Source organism: Streptomyces sp. VRA16 Mangrove soil (genome assembly GCF_017377775.1).
Lineage (GTDB): Bacteria > Actinomycetota > Actinomycetes > Streptomycetales > Streptomycetaceae > Streptomyces.
In genome coordinates this window covers 228,971-247,024 of the sequence record NZ_JAFVLN010000010.1, presented here as the reverse complement: position 1 = coordinate 247,024, position 18,054 = coordinate 228,971, and the positions used below count along the sequence as shown (strand labels likewise).

16 protein-coding genes are annotated in these 18,054 nt (G+C 72.0%); 10 read left to right on the top strand and 6 right to left on the bottom strand.

The features are described 5' to 3' along the window. Positions 1 to 40: 40 nt before the first annotated feature. Both leuE and J3486_RS26655 read left to right on the top strand, forming a co-directional pair. The gene (gene leuE / locus J3486_RS26660) at positions 41 to 697 is read left to right on the top strand and encodes a leucine efflux protein LeuE (protein ID WP_207824590.1); all 657 of its coding nucleotides are present in this window, start codon (positions 41 to 43) and stop codon (positions 695 to 697) included. A gap of 75 nt (positions 698 to 772) precedes the next feature. Next, positions 773 to 934 (top strand): hypothetical protein, encoded by a 162-nt coding sequence (locus J3486_RS26655; RefSeq protein ID WP_229378610.1) that lies wholly within the window; start codon positions 773 to 775, stop codon positions 932 to 934. Positions 935 to 959: 25 nt separating this feature from the next. Here J3486_RS26655 and J3486_RS26650 read toward each other — a convergent pair whose 3' ends face one another. Next, a complete protein-coding gene (locus J3486_RS26650; protein WP_307804948.1) occupies positions 960 to 2,417 on the bottom strand; it encodes an FAD-dependent monooxygenase in 1,458 nt (485 codons plus the stop codon). A gap of 72 nt (positions 2,418 to 2,489) precedes the next feature. Between J3486_RS26650 and J3486_RS26645 the strand changes: the two genes are divergently transcribed. The 3 genes from J3486_RS26645 to J3486_RS26635 all read left to right on the top strand — a co-directional run bounded on the left by J3486_RS26645 (position 2,490) and on the right by J3486_RS26635 (position 6,325). Next, a complete protein-coding gene (locus tag J3486_RS26645) occupies positions 2,490 to 3,182 on the top strand; it encodes a TetR/AcrR family transcriptional regulator C-terminal domain-containing protein (RefSeq protein ID WP_207824587.1) in 693 nt (230 codons plus the stop codon). A gap of 816 nt (positions 3,183 to 3,998) precedes the next feature. Next, positions 3,999 to 4,985, top strand: coding sequence for a glycosyltransferase family 2 protein (locus tag J3486_RS26640; protein WP_207824584.1), 987 nt, complete (start codon positions 3,999 to 4,001; stop codon positions 4,983 to 4,985). Next, entirely contained in the window at positions 4,982 to 6,325 is a 1,344-nt protein-coding gene (locus tag J3486_RS26635) for a polysialyltransferase family glycosyltransferase (protein ID WP_207824583.1), read from the top strand. Before J3486_RS26640 ends, J3486_RS26635 begins: the two co-directional genes overlap by 4 nt. Before the next feature lie 27 nt (positions 6,326 to 6,352). On the opposite strand, the gene J3486_RS26630 is transcribed toward J3486_RS26635, so the two are convergent. The 3 genes from J3486_RS26630 to J3486_RS26620 form a co-directional block, all read right to left on the bottom strand. Then, entirely contained in the window at positions 6,353 to 7,495 is a 1,143-nt protein-coding gene (locus tag J3486_RS26630; RefSeq protein ID WP_207824581.1) for an acyltransferase, read from the bottom strand. Positions 7,496 to 7,582: 87 nt separating this feature from the next. Then, positions 7,583 to 8,935 carry an alpha-2,8-polysialyltransferase family protein gene (locus J3486_RS26625; RefSeq protein WP_207824579.1) on the bottom strand — a complete coding sequence of 451 codons (1,353 nt, stop codon included), beginning with the start codon at positions 8,933 to 8,935 and terminating at the stop codon, positions 7,583 to 7,585. Next, positions 8,935 to 9,915, bottom strand: coding sequence for a glycosyltransferase family 2 protein (locus tag J3486_RS26620; RefSeq protein WP_207824576.1), 981 nt, complete (start codon positions 9,913 to 9,915; stop codon positions 8,935 to 8,937). Before J3486_RS26620 ends, J3486_RS26625 begins: the two co-directional genes overlap by 1 nt. Before the next feature lie 198 nt (positions 9,916 to 10,113). Between J3486_RS26620 and J3486_RS26615 the strand changes: the two genes are divergently transcribed. The 5 genes from J3486_RS26615 to J3486_RS26595 all read left to right on the top strand — a co-directional run bounded on the left by J3486_RS26615 (position 10,114) and on the right by J3486_RS26595 (position 16,216). After that, entirely contained in the window at positions 10,114 to 11,436 is a 1,323-nt protein-coding gene (locus J3486_RS26615) for a DUF6716 putative glycosyltransferase (RefSeq protein WP_207824574.1), read from the top strand. 49 nt (positions 11,437 to 11,485) lie between these two features. Further along, positions 11,486 to 12,790 carry an N-acylneuraminate cytidylyltransferase gene (locus tag J3486_RS26610; RefSeq protein ID WP_207824572.1) on the top strand — a complete coding sequence of 435 codons (1,305 nt, stop codon included), beginning with the start codon at positions 11,486 to 11,488 and terminating at the stop codon, positions 12,788 to 12,790. 14 nt (positions 12,791 to 12,804) lie between these two features. Continuing rightward, the gene (locus J3486_RS26605; RefSeq protein WP_207824571.1) at positions 12,805 to 13,758 is read left to right on the top strand and encodes an N-acetylneuraminate synthase family protein; all 954 of its coding nucleotides are present in this window, start codon (positions 12,805 to 12,807) and stop codon (positions 13,756 to 13,758) included. 90 nt (positions 13,759 to 13,848) lie between these two features. Then, complete coding sequence (locus J3486_RS26600; RefSeq protein ID WP_207824569.1) at positions 13,849 to 14,874, top strand: hypothetical protein; 1,026 nt, start codon at positions 13,849 to 13,851, stop codon at positions 14,872 to 14,874. Positions 14,875 to 15,067: 193 nt separating this feature from the next. Next, positions 15,068 to 16,216, top strand: coding sequence for a Cmx/CmrA family chloramphenicol efflux MFS transporter (locus J3486_RS26595; RefSeq protein WP_207824567.1), 1,149 nt, complete (start codon positions 15,068 to 15,070; stop codon positions 16,214 to 16,216). A gap of 62 nt (positions 16,217 to 16,278) precedes the next feature. Here J3486_RS26595 and J3486_RS26590 read toward each other — a convergent pair whose 3' ends face one another. After that, positions 16,279 to 17,082: an ABC transporter permease gene (locus tag J3486_RS26590; RefSeq protein WP_207824565.1), complete on the bottom strand. Its 804-nt coding sequence runs from the start codon at positions 17,080 to 17,082 to the stop codon at positions 16,279 to 16,281. After that, positions 17,079 to 18,032 (bottom strand): ATP-binding cassette domain-containing protein, encoded by a 954-nt coding sequence (locus tag J3486_RS26585; RefSeq protein WP_207824563.1) that lies wholly within the window; start codon positions 18,030 to 18,032, stop codon positions 17,079 to 17,081. Before J3486_RS26585 ends, J3486_RS26590 begins: the two co-directional genes overlap by 4 nt. Positions 18,033 to 18,054: the final 22 nt, after the last annotated feature.

The following is an 18,054-nucleotide window of genomic DNA, read 5'->3' as shown; positions in this document are numbered from 1 at the left end:
CCCTGGACGACGCCCCGGGGGCCCGTGCGACACTCCGGACATGCTGGGTGTCATCGATCTTCCGACCTATCTCGCGGGTCTCGTCCTCATCGTCCTCCTCCCGGGGCCGAACTCGCTGTACGTGCTCTCCGTCGCCGCCCGCCGCGGCATACGCACCGGCTACAAGGCCGCCGCCGGTGTCTGGTGCGGGGACACCGTCCTGATGACCCTGTCCGCCGCCGGTGTCGCCTCCCTGCTCAAGGCCAACGACGTGATCTTCGGCATCGTGAAGTACGCGGGCGTCGGCTATCTCACCTGGCTCGCGATCGGCATGATGCGCGCCGCCTGGTCGATGTGGCGCACCCGGCGCGAGCGGACCGCCGCCGAGTCCGGCACGGCCGAGGAACAGCCCGCCCACGAGCGCCCGTTCCGCCGCGCCCTGGTGATCAGCCTCCTCAACCCGAAGGCCATCCTCTTCTTCATCGCTTTCTTCGTGCAGTTCGTCGACCCTTCGTACGCCTACCCCGCCCTCTCCTTCGTGGTCCTCGGCGCCTTCGCGCAGCTCGCGAGCGTCCTGTACCTGTCGGCCCTGATCTTCAGCGGCACCAAGCTGGCTGCCGCCTTCCGCCGCCGCAAGCGCCTCTCGGCGGGCGCCACGTCCGCGGCCGGGGTGCTGTTCCTCGGCTTCGCGGTGAAGTTGTCGCTGGCCAGCGTGTAGGACTTCTCCGTCGTCGACGAGGACTTCCGCGCCGCCCAAGTCCAGAAGGACTGTTACGCACCGAACGTCTTCCGCATGGTGCTCGAAGTGACTGGTGAAGTGCTGCTCCACCAGGACCCGGCGGACGGGCGGTACCCGGCGCCCGAGCGGTACGAGCGAGGCCGGCACGTACCGGTGCCCGAATCCGTCGGTGTCACTCCGGAACTGTCCGTCGACACCCTCCTCGACGGCGACTGACCCTGTCAGCCCCTGTCAGCCCCTGTCAGGCGAGCCCGATCTCCTTCATGTAACCCTCCACCCCCTCCGCGCTCTCCCCGGCCCACGCCACGTATCCGTCGGGCCGGACCAGGAAGACGCCCGTGCCGTAGGCCTCGTACGCCGGGATGCGGGCCGTGCGTATCAAGTCGGCGTCACATAGCGGGAGTTCGGTGTCCGTGCCGACCGCGAGCAGCGTCCAGTGCGGGCCCTGGAAGAGGTCGAAGAGGCGGAGTCCGCCGCGCCTGCCGTCCGGGGCGCGGTCGCCCGCCTGCAGGGCGTCGTCCGGCAGCGCCGTGCGGGTCTCACGCGTCAGCGCTCCGTCGCGGTAGCCGATGCCGAGCTGCTGGACCTCCTCCCCGCGCTGGGTGTTGCGGCCCGCAGCGCCCTCGCGGTGGATGCGGGTGCTGATGCCGAGGATGCCCGCCGCGACCGGCATCCGCTCCTCCTCGTACGTGTCCAGGAGTGAGGCCGGTGCGCCGGACAGGACCGCCGCCAGCTTCCAGCCGAGGTTGTACGCATCCTGCACGCTCGTGTTCAGCCCCTGGCCGCCCGCGGGGGAGTGGACGTGCGCCGCGTCGCCCGCGAGGAAGACGCGGCCCGCGCGGAAGCGGTCCGCCATCGCCGCCCGCGCCCGGAACTCCGAGGCCCAGAGCACCTCGGCGATGTGCTTCTCGGACAGTGCCGTGCGCGTCGCGAGCAGCTGGGTCACCGCCTCCGGTGACGTGTCCGGCACCGCCGTCTCGTCCGTGTACTGCGCGGCCAGTTGGTAGACGCGCCCCGCGTCGGAGACCAGCGGAAGCGGGCAGAACGCCACCCCGCCGTCCGCCGCGTGCGGCCACACGTGCCAGTGCGTGTCCGGTATCGGCGCGCCCGGTGTCACCCGCACGTCCGCCACCATCATCGGCTTGGGGTCGACGGTCTCGCCGGACATGCCGATGCCGAGCACCCGCCGCACCGTGGAACGCCCGCCGTCCGCCGCCACCGCGTACCGCGCCCGGACCCGCGAGCCGTCCTCGAATGTCGCCGTCACGCCGTCCGCGTCCTGCGCGAGGCCGGTCAGGGCGGCGCCGAAGCGGATCTCGCCGCCCAGCTCCCGCAGCCGCGCGTACAGCACCTCCTGCGTGCGGGCCTGCGGTATCAACCAGCCCTCCGCGTACGGGACGTGCTCGCTCGGCTCCGAGCGCTCCATCATGTCCCACTCCACGCCCGGCTCGTCGCCCTCCCAGACCCGCATCTTCGGGTACCGCGAGCCCGCCGCATGGATCGCGTCCAGCACCCCGAGGTCGTGCAGGACCTCCTGGGTGCGCGGCTGGAGCCCCTTGCCGCGCGAGCCCGGGAACAGGCCCTCCGCCCGCTCGACCAGCAGTGCCCGCACCCCGCGCCGCGTCAGGTCGATCGCCGCCACCAGGCCCGTCGGGCCCGCGCCCACCACCAGTACGTCCGTCGTCACCGTCGCCGTCACCGCCACCTTCTCCTTAACGTCGTTAAGTTCGCTTGGATCGAGCGTGACCTTAACGGCGTTAAACTGTCAAGCGTGGCCGACCAGAAGAACCCGAAAGACGTGACGAAGCGGAGCGCGGCGAAGCCGAAGCTCGACAAGGCGCACGTCGCCGACACCGCTCTCGACCTGCTGAACGACGTGGGTCTGGAGGGGCTGACGCTGCGCGCCATCGCCAAGGAGCTGAATGTCCAGGCGCCCGCCCTGTACTGGCACTTCAAGAACAAGCAGGCGCTGCTCGACGAGATGGCGACCGTGATGTTCCGGCGTATGACGGCCGTGGGCCGGGACGTCGGGTACGAGCCCTCGGGCGGCTGGCAGGAGTGGCTGCTCCAGGGCAACCGGCAGCTGCGCGCCACGCTCCTGAGCTACCGCGACGGCGCGAAGGTCTTCAGCGGCTCGCGGTTCACCGGCATCGACCACGGCCCCGAGATGGAGACGAACCTGCGCTACCTCGTCGACGCCGGATTCACCCCCGATCAGGCGGCGTGGGCGAGCTCGACCGCATACCTGTACACCCTCGGCTTCGTCACCGAGGAACAGGGCATGCGCGGGCAGGGCGAGGACGCGGCCCCGAAGGTGGACGTGGCCGAGCGCGCCCGGAGGCTGGCCGACTTCCCGCTCGCCGCGGCCGCGGGGGCGCAGCTCTTCGCGGCGTACGACGAGCGGTTCGAGGAGGGGCTGCGGGTGATCGTGGCGGGGATCGGGGCGCGGTACGGGGTCGGATGACGGGCGGCGCGCGGGCCGCTGCCGGAGGGCGGCCCGCCGGCTGCGCACAGAGATCACCCCGCCGGCTGTACTCAGAGCAGGGCCTGGCCGACGAGTTCGGGGCGGGCCTCCTCTACAGCCTGACGAACCGGGCGCCGGGCCAGGTGGCGGCGATGCGGCGCCGGTGGATGGCGTTCCCCGGGGTTTTCTCGACGGCGAACTCCGGCTCGGAACACCCCAGTTCGTGGTGGAGGGTGCGGTCCCGGAGCAGCCCTCCAGGTCCTGGTGGCCGAGGCCGGGGGCCTCGAAGGACCGCTGCGCAGGACTGCCGGGGAGGCGAAGTGCACCTCCACACCGGTCAGATGCAGCTCGTGGGAGGCGTGCAGCCGGGAGCGCGTGCCCGGCATCATGCGCCGGAACGCAGAGCCGGAACGCAGAGCCGGAGCGCGCACGGGCGCGAGGAGGAGCGCCGGCCGCCGCAGCAGCCGGCCGACGGCCGGATCCACCGGCCGCGGGAGCGGACGCGTCTCCCGCGGCGGGCGTGGTCGCGGCGCCCTGCGGCGCGTGGGCCGGAAACCCTGCGGACCTGAGAACCGGTCGTGCCGGCCGGCGTGGCAGTCAGCCTCCGTAGGAGGCTCATGCGGCGGACGGTAAGCCGCCCGCCTGAGACTCTCCTGAGCCCGGACGACCCGGTCGCGGCACGGCGCGCGACGTCCACGGCAACGTACGACACGCCGTTGCCGTACGTTCATCTGTTCGTCCCGGAAGGGTTGAAGTCCGGCGTCGCGGCGCTCCTAGCATCACCACGGTCCGCCCCGAGAGAGCCCAGGTGTACGCGTGATCAACCGCCCCCCGAAACTGTCCCTGATCGTGCCTTGCTTCAACATCGAGGCGTACGTCCAGGACACGGTCGCCAGTCTCGTCAACAACGCAGACGACGAGTTCGAGTTCATCTTCGTCGAGGACCGGTCGACCAAGGACCGGACGTACGAGGCACTGTGCGAGCTGACGAAACGGCTCAGGAACAGCAAGGTGGTCCGGCACGAGGAGAACGGCGGACTCGCCACGGCACGCAACACCGGCATCGACGCCGCCGAGGGCCGCTACCTCGCCTTCCTGGACGGCGACGACTGGCTGGCGCCGGGCTATCTGAGGCAGCTGGTCGACGCGGTCGAGCGGCTGGACGTCGACTTCGTGCGCACCGACCACGTGCAGGTGACCGGAATCGACCGCGCCGTGCACCGGGCACCGGAGGGCCGGCGGAACGTGCCGCTCGACCCGCGCGGCTCGATCCTCCCGGTCGACGACACCACGATGGTCGACTACCCGTACGCCTGGGCGGGCGTCTACCACCGCCGCCTGCTGGACCGCGGACTGCTGCGCTTCCACGACGGACTGCGCACCGCCGAGGACCGGCCCTGGATCTGGGAGCTGCACCGGCGGGCCGAGTCCTACGCCGTCGTCGGCCTCAAGGGGGTCTTCTACCGGCGGGGCATCTCCAGCTCGCTGACCCAGATCGGCGACGTACGGCAGCTGGACTTCTTCCGCTCATTCGACCTGGTGCTGTCGGAACTCGCCGGCGATCCGGACGCCGAGCGGCTGCGCAAGAAGGCCCTGCGCAACTACTGCGTCGTCATCGCCCACCAACTCCTGGACCGCAAACGGTTCGAGCGGGGCGCGGCCGCCCGCCTCAAGCAACTGAGCGCCGAGGCGCTGGGGCGGATGTCGGAGCCGGAGCTGGAGGAGGCCCTCGTCGGCATGGGCCTGGAGCGCGTACATGTACTGCGTCGCATACGCGGCGGCATGAAGGGAGTCGCCGCATGATCCAGATATTCTTCTCGGCCACGCAGTACGCCGCCGCCACGGTGACGGCCGCGATCCGCGCCGGGCTCTTCGGGCCCCGCGAGGGCCGCCGCAGAATCCTCGTCGTCAGCAACACGGCGACGGTCCCCGAGGTGGGCACGCCCCTGGACCGGATGGCCGGATTCGAGAAGCTGCGGCCCGAGTTCGATGCCGTGCACTCCTGGAACGAGTTCATCTACCCGCACCACCCGGCCGGCTGGTCGCCCCGCGCGCAGGACGCCTCCCTGTGGGAGAAGGCCGTGCGCCTGGCATGGGACCTGGGCGACGAACCCGTCGAGATCGCCTGCGAGTCCATCCAGGCCAACCCCTCCCGGGCGGTCGCCGAGATCTTCGCGGACAGCCCCATCCACGTGTACGCGGACGGCCTGATGAGCTACGGGCCCACGCGCAACCGCATCCCGCACGGCATGAGCAGCCGCATCGCCCGGGTGCTGCACCTCGACCTCGTCCCCGGGCTTCGGCCCCTGCTCCTGTCCGAGTACGGGGTGGAGCCCGAGGCCGTCCCGAACGAGGCGATCGTCGAGGTGCTGGCCGAGATCGGGGCGGACGGCGCCGGGATGCTGGCCGGGCACCTCCCGGACGGGCCGCAGCGGCCCACCGCCGTGCTGCTCGGGCAGTACCTCTCCGCGATCGACCTCATCACGCAGGACGAGGAGGAGCAGCTCCACATCAGGATGCTGCGCGCCGCCGCCGCGGCCGGGCACGAGTCCGTCCTGTTCAAGCCGCACCCCAGCGCGCCCGCCGGGTACACCGACTCCCTGGAGGGCGCGGCCGGCGACCTCGGGGTGCGGCTGACCGTGCTGCGCGCCCCGGTCCTCGCGGAGACCGTCTTCGACCGTCTGCGGCCCCGGCTCGTCATCGGCTGCTTCTCCACGGCGCTGATGACCGCCGCGGCGTTCTACGGCATTCCCGTCGCCCGGGTGGGCACGGGAACGCTGCTCGACCGCATCACACCGTACGAGAACAGCAACCGCATCCCGCTCACCGTCATCGACGCGGCACTGCCCGACGCGGAGCGGGACACCCTCGGCGAGCCGCTCGAACTCGACGTGCTCGCGGCCGAGCTGGGGCCACTCGTGCGGACCGTCGGCTACTGCATGCAGGCCCGCAAGCACCCGGGGCTGCGCGCCGAGGCCGAGGCGTGGCTCACCGCGCACCCGGAGAGCCACGCGCGGTACTTCAAGAAGCGCCGGCTCACCAGCCTCCGGCTGCCCGGCGGCGGGCCCGTGCGCGCCGAGGCGCTGCGCCGCAACCCCACCGTGCGCCGGGTCGCCCGCCGCATCAGGGCCGCGCAGGCCTGACCCCGCGCGCCGGGCCCCGCCGGGTGCTCAGCGGGCCGCCCGTACGGCCATGGCCCGCTTGAGCCGAGGCCCGTACGGGCGCTCCACGAACCGGTGGATCAGCCAGGCCACGCCGAGCAGGGACCCGACCGACAGGACGAGCGTCGCCTGCGGGGGCAGCCCGAGCCCCCGGTGCAGGACACGGATGGCGAACCAGCCGAGGTGTTCGTGGATCAGGTAGAAGGGGTAGGTCAGGGCGCCCGCCGTCGACAGCCAGCGCCAGTTCGCCCAGCGCAGCCAGCCCAGGGCGACGGCGGCGACGGCCAGGAAGGACAGCGCGACGATCAGCTGGATGACGTACGGGTTCCGGTGGAAGTCGCCCTGCGGGCCCGGGTGCCACAGCGCCGTGACCGAGTAGCGCTGGCCGAGCAGGAAACTCACCCCCACGATGCTCCACAGCAGCAGGTCGCTGCCGAAGCGGTGGATGAGGTAGAGGGCGAGGCCCCCGATGAAGAACGGCGCGTGGTCCCGCATCACCAGCTCGTCGGTGAGCGGGGTGTCGGCGACCCGGGCGAAGGCGCCGGCCAGGGTCCACAGGACGCAGAACAGCACGACCCGTCGGTACGTGACTCCGCGCCAGACCACGAACAGCGCGAAGAGGGCGTAGAAGCGGACCTCCACCCACAGCGTCCAGCACACACCGAGGACCCGGGGGACGCCCATCGGCTGCTGGAGCATGGTCAGGTTCACCAGGAAGGCGTCGGACCGGACGTGGTGGACCACGGCCGGCAGCGCGAAGGAGGCCGCGGTGACGAGGACGATGGCGACCCAGTAGGCGGGGTAGAGGCGCGCGACGCGGGAGCGGAAGAAGTCGCCGAGCGTACGCCCCCAACTGCTCATGCAGATCACGAATCCGCTGATGACGAAGAAGAGCTGCACGCCGAGACATCCGTAGACCGCCGCGTCGGACAGGTCGGGGAAGAGACGTCCGGGCGACTGGTGCCAGGACTCGGCGACCGTCCCGTTCTTCCCGGCGAAGTGGTAGAGGCAGACCGTCAGCGCGGCGAGGATGCGCAGCCCGTCCAGGGCGCGCAGCCGGGCGGCGGGGCGGGCCCGGCCGGGCGCCGGGGCGAGCGGGGGCGGCCGGAGCGCAGCGGGTGCCGATGGTGAGGCCGGGCCGGGCAGGTTCATGGCGTATCCCTACGGGTGGGCTCAAGAGGACCGCCCCCGGCCCGAGGTGGGGCGGGGGCGGTGGTGCGGTGGGCGTGTCGCGGTGGGTCAGCGGCCGGCCTTGCGCCGCACCGCACGCGCGCGGCGGGCGATGCGTCGCACCGTCGCGTTGCGCGGCAGGAAGGCGAGCTGGGCGGGGACGGCCCCCGGAAGGGCCAGCGAGGTGAGGCGGCGCCGCCTGAAGTAGCGCCACGTGTGCGCGTTCAGCCGGGTCGAGAGGTACTTCTCCGCGTCCGGCCGCAGCGTGGAGCAGACCTGGGGCTGCATGGCGTAGCCGACCGCCTTCAACAGGTCCGGCAGGCCGCCCGGCTCCGTCTGGTCCGCCGGCATGCTCCACCGCTCGACCGCGGCCGCGTCCTTGAGGTCGGGGAGCAGCGCGTCGGCGATCGTCACCGGCACCCGGTTGCTGTTCTGGTACGGGGTGAGCCGGTCGAGCAGCAGGTCCGTGCCGACACGCGCGACGGGCAGCCCGTAGAGCGAGGCCGCCGTGAACAGGGCGGTGGAGAAGCAGCCGACGACGAGGGCGGGGCGCAGCCGCTGGAAGATCACCTCGGCGAGCACCGGGGTGTCGACGACCGTCACCTCGGCGCCGAGCCGTGCCGCCTCCTCCTCCAGCACGCGCGACCAGCGGGCCGGAGCGGTGGGATGCGGCTTGAACACGAGCCGGGTGTGGCCCAGGGCGACGGCGCCCCGCACCATCTCGACGTGCAGGTCCTCCTCCTGCTGCGGGGTGAGGATGTCGAGTGCGGAGAGGTACTGGCCGAGGAGCAGCGCCGGTTCGCCCGCGACATCGGGCAACTCCGTGTCTGAGTCGGCCAGTTCGCCGAGCACCTTCACGAACGCGTCGTTCGGCACCAGCTCGGACGGCACCCCGAACTCGGTGAGCAGCAGCGGTTCGAGGCCCGGGACGAGGTCGAGCCGGAGCACGCGGCGCACCCGCGTGCCGACCAGCGGATCCAGCTTGTTCCGGGTGGGCCCGTAGCTCATGAGGCCGTCCGCGTAGACATCGACGGGCGCGTCGGTGAACAGCTGGGCCAGCGCGAGAGCCGGGTTCACCTGGATCGACTCCACGGCGAGCTCGACGCGGTCGTCGCCGAGACGCCACAGCGCGCGCAGATGACGCTCCCACAGGGGTACGTCGCCCAGGCGCGGTCCCCAACTCCCCGGATGGAAGGGGGCGATGGTCTCGTTCCACGAGAGAACCTCGTCGAAGCGGGAGCGCACGGCGTCGAAGCCGGGCATCGCGTCGACCGACGGAGTCGTCTCCGGGTTGGCGGCGTTGTTGCTGACCAGCAGCAGCCGCCGGTCGGCGGGACCGAAGAGGTCGGAGTCGATCGCCGCGGCCACCGTCGCGGCACCGTACAGGGTCGAGGCGCAGAAGATCTGCGTGGTGCGCGGCATCAGCGGGCCCCCGCCCCGGCCGGTACGGCACGCCGGCGCAACCGGCGCAGCCGGGAGGCGCGTTCGGAGTCCATCGAATTCAGGGTGTCGTTGAGGGCGTCCTGCGGGAGCCGCTTCAAGGCGGTCGCGCACAGCGTGCGCAACTGCTTCGCCACGTGCGGTTCAAACCTTTCGACGGCGCCCAGGTGGTGCGCCATGATGGCGCAATAGGTGCGTACTGCTTTGGGGAGCAATTGTTCGGAGTCTCTGTCTCTGGCCGTCTCTTCGATTACCTGGTCGAATGCCTTGATGAAATCGAGCTGGCGTACATCGCCGATCTGCGTCAGTGACGACGAGACACCGCGCCGATAGAAGACCCCGAGAAGTCCCACCGCGGCGAAGGACTCCGCCTCGCGGTGCAGCCGCCAGATCCAGGGCCGGTCCTCCGCCGTGCGCAGGCCATGGGTGAAGTGGAGGAGACCGGCGTCGACCAGACGGCGGTGATAGATGCCGGCCCAGGCGTACGCGTAGTCGACCGACGTCGTGCGGTCGGTCGGGAGGATCGCGCCCCTGGGGTCCATGACGACGCCGCGCCGGCCGTGCGGGACCCGGTGCACGACGCGCGCGCGGGCCGTGCACTGGACATGGTCGGTACGGACGAAGTCGCAGCCCAGCTCCTCGATGGGGGCCAGAAGCCTGGGGAAGTAGCCGGGGGCGACCCAGTCGTCCCCGTCCAGGAAGGTGAGGAACTCGCCGTGCGCGGCGTCGATGCCCGTGTTGCGCGCGGTGGCCAGCCCCCCGTTTTGTTCATGTCTGATCAGCCGTGCGCCCGGCAGCTCGGCGGCGGCGCGCGCGAGTATGTCCGACGTCCCGTCCGTGGAACAGTCGTCGACGAGAATGAACTCGACGTCGTCCCGCGTGTTCGCACGCAGACTTCGCAGAGTGTCGGGCGCATATTGCTGCACGTTGTAGAACGGCACGATGACGGAGAGCTTGACCACGCACCGGACGCTAGGCGGCGCCCCGGCATTCGCCCTGACAGGGAACTTGATGTCAGGTGAACGACGTGTGGCGGGACCGTGAACCGCCCCTTCCGGAAGGCTTTTCCGGGGCTGATTCGCCATTCGTCGGCGCGCTGTTAACCGTTTGTTGCACTCCGGTTGGGCCGCGGCTCGAAATGCCTTCCTAACTTTCTCGGCGTGCCAGCAAGGAACGGAAAGACCCCCACAGAGAACCTCAGGGTCGCTGTGCTCGCGGACTCCGACACCCGGTGGAAATGGGGGTCGCTCACAGCCTCCCGCATCGCCCCCGACCGTGCCGCGCTCGACGGATATCTGCTGCGCGGCCGCGCCACCCCCACCCCCCGCCAGCTCACCGAAGTGGGCGTCCGCGCCGACTCGCTGCGCGAGGTGACCGCCGTCGAGTTCCTCGCGACGATGGCACGGGACCCCCGTGCGTACGACGTGGTCGTCCTCGCCCTCGTGGGCGGCGCCGTCCAGGCCGTACTGCACGGACTCGCCTACGCCTGGCGGGAGTCGAAGGACCGGCCCGTCGTCGTCACCGGATACGTCGGTGTCGTCTACGAGAAGCTCGCCGACGGGCTGCTGCTGCGGCACGGCGCCGACGTGGTGCTCGCCAACTCGGCCTACGACGCGGAGCGTTTCCGCGCGGTGTACGAGGGAGTGGGCGCCGACGCGTCGAGCGTCACCGAGTGCGCGCTGCCGTTCCTCGGGGGCGCGCCGTACAAGGAGGCGCACGACCCGTACACCGTCGTCTTCGCCGCGCAGCCGTCCGTGCCGGACACGGCGGCCGACCGGATGTATCTGCTCGACAGGCTGGTCCGGCACGCCGAGTCGCACCCCGAGCGCGAGGTGCTGCTCAAACTGCGCAGCAAGCCCGGTGAGCACACCACGCACATCGAGGAGATCCCGTACCAGAAGCTCGTCCAGCGGATCCCCGAGCCGCCGGCCAACTTCCGTCTCGTGTACGGGAACATGGGCGAGGTTCTCGACCGTACGGACCTGCTGGTCACGGTCAGTTCCACGGCCGCGCTCGAAGCCCTGCACCGGCGCATCCCCACCGCGCTGCTCACCGACCTCGGGGTGCGCGAGGCCCTCGGCAATCACCACTTCACCGGGTCCGGCTGCCTCGTGTCGTGGGACCGGCTGGACGCGGGGGAGCGGCCCGAACCGGACGCCGCCTGGGTGGCCCGGCAGGGCGTCGCCGCCGACGGGGCGTACGAGAGCGCCTTCGACGGGGCGCGCGCCAAGGTTGCCGCCCTCCTCGACGAGGACCGCCGGCCCCTCGCGCCCTACTACAGCCGCACCACCGCTCCCGGCTATCTGCCGCGGGTCCTCGCCCGTCATCACCTCGCGCCGGACGGCTCGCCGCTGCCCGGCGCGCCCGCCGCCGACCGCGACCCGAGCGCCGTGCGGCAGATCGTCCGCCGCGCCGCGCGCGGCGCCTACCGGCACGGCGTGCAGCGCGTCGCCCCCGTGATCCGGCGCATGGGGGAGCTGTGAGCACCCGCCCCGGCACCCCCATCCCGAACTCCCCGAAGGAGAAGCGCACATGACCGACCCGGAAGCGGGACAGGCGACCCCGGTCCGCCGCGTCCTCGCCGTGATCCCCGCCCGTGGCGGCTCCAAGGGCGTGCCGGCCAAGAACCTCGCCCCGGTCGGCGGCGTGCCCCTGGTGGCCCGCGCCGTGCGGGAGTGCCTCGCCACCCGGCACGTCACGGACGTCGTGGTCTCCACCGATGACGCGGCCATCGCGGCCGCGGCGCGGGCGGCGGGCGCCGAGGTCGTGACCCGGCCCACCGCCATCGCCGGCGACAAGGCGACCTCCGAGGCGGCCGTGCTGCACGCCATGGACGCCCACGAGGCGCTCCAGGGCGCGGCCGTGGACGTGGTGCTGCTCGTGCAGTGCACCAGCCCGTTCATCGTCCGCGAGGACATCGACGGCGTGGTCGCCGCCATCGTCGAGGGCGGCGCCGACAGCGCCCTGACCGTCGCGCCCTTCCACGGCTTCGTGTGGCGCGACGGACTGGACGCTGTCGACGAGGCCCGGGCCGTCGCCGGGGAGCGGGCCGCTTCCGTGGGCGGCACCGGCACCCTGCTCACCGAGGCGCCCGCCACCGGCGGCGGCTACGGCGTCAACCACGACAAGTCCTTCCGGCCCCGCCGCCAGGACCGCCCCCAGGACCTCCTGGAGACCGGCGCCGTGTACGCGATGGAGGCCGCCGGCTTCCGCCGCCACGAGCACCGCTTCTTCGGCCGCACCGAACTCGTGTGCACCGACCCGGCCCGGGTCCTGGAGATCGACGACCCGCACGACCTGGCCCGCGCCCGCGCGCTGGCCCCCCTCTTCGACCAGCGCGCCCTTCCCACCCAGGAAGACATCGACGCGGTCGTCCTCGACTTCGACGGCACCCAGACCGACGACAAGGTGCTGATCGACTCCGAAGGACGGGAGTTCGTCACCGTGCACCGCGGTGACGGCCTCGGCATCGCGGCCCTCCGCAGGAGCGGCCTGACGATGCTGATCCTGTCCACGGAAGTGAACCCGGTGGTCGCCGCCCGGGCCCGGAAGCTCAAGATCCCGGTCCTGCACGGCATCGACCGCAAGGACCTCGCACTGAAGCAGTGGTGCGAGGAGCAGGGCATCGCGCCGGAGCGCGTGCTCTACGTCGGCAACGACGTCAACGACCTCCCGTGCTTCGCCGTCGCCGGCTGGCCCGTGGCGGTCGCGAGCGCCCATGACGTCGTGCGGGACGCCGCACGCGCCGTCACCACCGCCCCCGGTGGCGAAGGCGCGATCCGGGAGATCGCCGGCTGGATCCTCGGCCCCTCTCTCGACACCCTCGAAACCAAGTAAGGAACGCATCTGCCATGTCTGCTCTCCCCACCCTCAACTCCCGTCTGCGCACGTTCGGTTCCGAGCGCATCGCCGGTCCCGGCCAGCCCGTGTACATCACCGGCGAGATCGGCATCAACCACAACGGTGACCTGGAGAACGCGTTCAAGCTGATCGACGTCGCCGCCGAGGCCGGCTGCGACGCCGTCAAGTTCCAGAAGCGCACCCCGGAGATCTGCACCCCGCGCGACCAGTGGGACATCGAGCGGGACACCCCCTGGGGCCGCATGACCTACATCGACTACCGCCACCGCGTCGAGTTCGGCGAGGACGAGTACCGCAAGATCGACGAGCACTGCAAGAAGCGCGGCATCGACTGGTTCGCCTCCCCGTGGGACACCGAGGCCGTCGCCTTCCTGGAGAAGTTCGACGTCCCCGCCCACAAGGTGGCCTCCGCCTCCCTCACCGACGACGAGCTCCTTCGCGCCCTGCGCGCCACCGGCCGCACCGTCATCCTCTCCACCGGCATGTCGACGCCGAAGCAGATCCGCCACGCGGTCGAGGTCCTCGGCTCGGACAACATCCTGCTCTGCCACGCCACGTCGACGTACCCGGCGAAGGCCGAGGAACTCAACCTGCGCGTCATCAACACCCTCCAGGCCGAGTACCCGAACGTCCCGATCGGCTACTCCGGCCACGAGACCGGCCTGCAGACCACCCTCGCCGCCGTCGCCCTCGGCGCCACCTTCGTCGAACGGCACATCACCCTCGACCGCGCCATGTGGGGCTCCGACCAGGCCGCCTCCGTCGAGCCGCAGGGCCTGTCCCGCCTGGTGCGCGACATCCGCACCATCGAGCAGTCCCTCGGTGACGGCGTCAAGAAGGTCTACGAGTCCGAGCTCGGCCCGATGAAGAAGCTGCGCCGCGTCGCGGGCGTCGTCGCCGAGTCGGAGATCGCCGTCGCCGCCGGTGAGCCGGTCGGCGTCTGATCCGCCGCTTCGTCAAGTCACGGGCGGTCCGGCAGAGTCGACCCGGTCGACCTGCCGGACCGCCCCGGCGTCCCTCGGGAGGGCCGCAGCATGTCCGGCAGTACGTTGTGCTTCGTCGAGAGCCCGGTACAGCTCCTCAACGTCCTCGAATGGGCGCACCTCGATGGTGGCCGGGCCACGATCGTCGTGCTCTCGCCCACCGACCCGATGACCCGCGGCCAGCTGCGCCGGGTCGCCGAACTCGCCCGCGGGGAGGGGCACACGGTGCGCTGGGAGGAGGCGCGCGGCGGCGCGTCGGCACCCTTCCAGACGATCGGCGGCCTCGCGGGGCCGCTGCGCGCGGCCGACCGGGTCGTGATCGGCGACCCGTTCTCCCGCTACGTACAGCTGCTCCTGACCATCACCCGGGCCCGCGACCTCGTCGTCGTCGACGACGGCACCGCCACCATGGAGTTCGTCAGCCAGCTCGCCGGCGGCCAGCGCCTGGTGCGCTGGCACCGGCGCGGCGGCCGGCCCGGGGCCCGCGACATCGCCTTCGGGCCCGTCGCCGCCGCGGCCCGCCGCAGACTCACCCCGCTGCCCGGCGGCGGCCGCACGGTCTCCCTGTTCACCTCCATGCCCGTCGAGGGGGTGCCGGACGGGGTGACGGTGCTCTCGAACGCGTACGCCTGGACGCGTGAGCGGTTCGGCCCGCCGCGCCTGACCCGCGGCGCCGACCTCGTCGGAACGTCCCTGGTGGAGACGGGGGTCGTCGACCTCGACCGCTATCTCGTCGCCGTCCGCGAACTGGCCGCGGCGCACGGCGCCACCCGCTACTTCGCACACCGCCGCGAGAGCTCCGACAAACTGCACCGCCTGGCCGGCGAGACCGGCCTCGAGGTCGTCCGCCCCGACCTCCCCCTGGAACTGATCGCCCGCCGCGGCCCCATAGGCCGTACGATCCTCAGCTTCCCCTCGACCGTCGTGCACACCCTGCCCATCGCCCTCGCGGGCACCGGCGTGAAGGTCGCGGTCTGCGAGATCGACCCGGCCTGGCTGCGCGACGGCGTCTCCGACCACGCGCAGGGGTTCCTCGCGGGGATCGCGGGCTCCGCGCGCGGCGTGCGCACGGTGTGAAAACCGCTCGCCCCACGGGCCGCGATGTGCTTAACCTGGCGGCGTGAACAGCCCGGAGTCAGACACAGCCCAGCCACCGGCGGCCCCCGCCCGGTGGCTTTCCCGCGTCACGCGCTGAGCCGAAGCGCCCGCCACCGTCGGCACGCCGCCGGACCGCGACCACTCTCCCTTTCGTACGGTCACGGAGTCCGCTGTGCCTTTCACGCTGTACCTCCTCGCCCTCGCCGTCTTCGCGCAGGGCACCTCCGAGTTCATGCTGTCGGGGCTCGTCCCCGACATCGCCCACGACCTGGGCGTCTCCGTCCCCGCCGCGGGGTCGCTCACCTCCGCCTTCGCCGTCGGCATGGTCGTCGGCGCCCCGCTCATGGCGGTCCTGGCGCTGCGCCGCTCGCGCCGCGCGACGCTGTTCGGCTTCCTCGCGGTGTTCCTCGCCGCGCATGTCGTCGGGGCGCTCACCACGCGCTACGACGTGCTGCTCGCCACCCGCGTCGTCGCCGCCCTCGCCAACGCCGGGTTCCTCGCCGTCGCCCTCGCCACCGCCGCGTCCCTGGTCGCCCCGGACGCCAAGGGGCGGGCCACCTCCGTCCTGCTCGGCGGCACCACGCTCGCCTGCGTCGCAGGAGTGCCCGGCGGCGCGCTGCTCGGCCAACTCATGGGCTGGCGCGCCGCGTTCTGGGCCGTGGCCCTGCTCTGCGTGCCCGCGCTTGTGGCGGTGGCACGGTCGGTGCCGCCCGGCCCCGCGGGCGGCGCGACCGGCGACGTACGCGCCGAACTGCGGGCCCTGCGCAGCTCCCGGCTGCTCGTCGTCCTGGTCCTCGGCGCCCTGGTGAACGCCGCGACCTTCTGTACCTTCACCTACCTGGCATCCGTCGCCACCGACGTGACCGGCATCGCCGCCGCGTGGGTCCCGGCGCTGCTCGCGCTCTTCGGGCTCGGCTCGTTCGCGGGCGTCTCGCTGGCGGGCCGCTGGTCGGACGCCCGGCCGCTGCCGGTGCTCGCGGGCGGCGGGGCGGCGCTCTGCGCGGGCTGGGTGCTCTTCGCGTACGCGGCCCAGAGCGTCCCGGTGACGCTCGCGCTCGCCTTCGTGCAGGGCGCCCTGTCCTTCGCCGTCGGCTCGACACTGATCGCGCGGGCCCTGTACGCGGCGTCGGGGGCGCCGACGCTGGCCGGCGGCTGCGCCACGGCGGCTCTCAACGTCGGCGCGGCGCTCGGGCCCTGGGCCGGCGGCCTGGTGATCGACGGCGGGCTCGGCCTGCGCGCGGTGATGGCGGTGAGCGCCGGGCTCGTGGCGCTGGCCCTCGCGCTGGGGGGTGCCCGCGCCCTGACCCTCGTACGCGCATGAAACAGGCGGCGTACTCCGACGCGATGTCGGGGTACGCCGCCTGATGCGGGGCGCCACGGGGCCTACTTCGAGGCGGTGTTGAACTTGGCGGCGGACCAGAAGTAGCCGAGGACCGCGAGGCCGACGCACCAGCCGAGGGCGAGCCAGCCGTTGTGGCCGATCCCGGTGCCGAGGAGGAGTCCGCGGAGGGTCTCGATGGCGGGGGTGAAGGGCTGGTACTCGGCGACGGGCCGGAACCAGCCGGGCATCGAGTGCAGCGGTACGAAGGCGCTGGAGATCAGCGGGAGCAGGATCAGCGGCATCGCGTTGTTGCTCGCCGCCTCGGCGTTCGGGCTGACCAGGCCCATGCCCACCGCGATCCAGGTCAGTGCGAGGGCGAAGCCCGCCAGGAGCCCGAAGGCGGCCAGCCACTCCAGGGGCGTGGCGTCGGTCGAGCGGAACCCGATGGCCACGCCGACCGCGCCGACGAGGACCACGCTGGCGACCGCCTGCAGCACGCTGCCGATCACGTGCCCGATCAGGACCGAGGGCCGGTGGATGGCCATGGTGCGGAAGCGGGCGATGATGCCCTCGCTCATGTCGTTCGAGACGGAGACGGCGGTGCCGATGGTGGTCGAGCCGATGGTCATCAGCAGGATGCCGGGGACGATGTACGCGATGTAGGCGTCCCGTCCGGCGCCGCCGCTCATGGCGTCGCCGAAGATGTAGACGAAGAGCAGGAGCAGCATCACCGGGGTGAGCAGCAGGTTCAGGGTGAGCGACGGGTAGCGGCGGGCGTGCAGCAGGTTGCGGCGCAGCATCGTCGACGAGTCGCGGACGGCGAGGGCGATCCGGGACGGGCGGGCGGGAGCGAGGGAGGTGCTCATCGGACGGTCTCCTTGATCTGGTCGGTGTGCGCGGTGGTGGCGGTGAGGGCGAAGAACACGTCGTCCAGGTCGGGGGTGTGCACGGTCAGTTCGTCGGCCTCGATGCCGGCGGTGTCCAACCGGCCGAGCAGGGAGCGCAGTTCGCGCTGGCTGCCGTCGCTGGGGATCTGGAGGGTGAGGGCGTCGTCGTCGCGGGTGGCCGCCTGGAGGGCGGCGGCGCGGCGGTAGGTCTCGGGGTCGGTGAAGCGGAGGCGGATGTGTCCGCCGGGGACGATCCGCTTGAGTTCGTCGGCGGTGCCCTCGGCGGCGATCTTCCCGTCGTGCAGCACGGCGATGCGGTCGGCGAGTTGGTCGGCTTCTTCGAGGTACTGGGTGGTGAGCAGGACGGTGACGCCGTCGCGGACCAGCTCGCGGATGATGCCCCACATGGTGTGCCGGGAGCGTGGGTCGAGTCCGGTGGTCGGTTCGTCGAGGAAGATGATCCGTGGGCTGCCGACGAGGGTCATGGCGATGTCGAGGCGTCGTTTCATGCCGCCGGAGTAGGTGGAGGCGGGCTTCTTGGCGGCCTCGGTGAGGTCGAAGCGCTCCAGGAGCTCGGCGGCGACCCGGCGCCCCTGCGCCTTCGGCAGGTGGTGCAGGTCGGCCATGAGGAGCATGTTCTCCTCGCCGGTGATCAGCCCGTCCACGGCGGAGAACTGACCGGTCACGCCGATCGCGGCGCGCACCTTCTGCGCGTCGACGGCGAGATCGTGACCGGCGACCTGGATCTGTCCGGCGTCGGCGGAGATGAGCGTGGACAGGATCTGCACGGTGGTGGTCTTGCCGGCGCCGTTCGGGCCGAGCAGGGAGAAGATCGTTCCCTGCTCGACGTCCAGGTCGATGCCGTCGAGCACGGTCTTGTCGCCGTAGGACTTGCGCAGCCCGTGGGCGGAGATGGCCTTGCTGGTCATGTCGCGTTCTCCCTTGAGGACC

Bases quoted from the DNA above. Each gene is read 5' to 3' on its own strand.
- J3486_RS26605 (WP_207824571.1), top strand. From the start codon at position 12,805: ATGTCTGCTCTCCCCACCCTCAACTCCCGTCTGCGCACGTTCGGTTCC.
- J3486_RS26590 (WP_207824565.1), bottom strand. From the start codon at position 17,082: ATGAGCACCTCCCTCGCTCCCGCCCGCCCGTCCCGGATCGCCCTCGCC.
- J3486_RS26600 (WP_207824569.1), top strand. From the start codon at position 13,849: ATGTCCGGCAGTACGTTGTGCTTCGTCGAGAGCCCGGTACAGCTCCTC.
- J3486_RS26585 (WP_207824563.1), bottom strand. From the start codon at position 18,032: ATGACCAGCAAGGCCATCTCCGCCCACGGGCTGCGCAAGTCCTACGGC.
- J3486_RS26655 (WP_229378610.1), top strand. From the start codon at position 773: ATGGTGCTCGAAGTGACTGGTGAAGTGCTGCTCCACCAGGACCCGGCG.
- J3486_RS26635 (WP_207824583.1), top strand. From the start codon at position 4,982: ATGATCCAGATATTCTTCTCGGCCACGCAGTACGCCGCCGCCACGGTG.
- J3486_RS26625 (WP_207824579.1), bottom strand. From the start codon at position 8,935: ATGCCGCGCACCACGCAGATCTTCTGCGCCTCGACCCTGTACGGTGCC.
- leuE (WP_207824590.1), top strand. From the start codon at position 41: ATGCTGGGTGTCATCGATCTTCCGACCTATCTCGCGGGTCTCGTCCTC.
- J3486_RS26610 (WP_207824572.1), top strand. From the start codon at position 11,486: ATGACCGACCCGGAAGCGGGACAGGCGACCCCGGTCCGCCGCGTCCTC.
- J3486_RS26630 (WP_207824581.1), bottom strand. From the start codon at position 7,495: ATGAACCTGCCCGGCCCGGCCTCACCATCGGCACCCGCTGCGCTCCGG.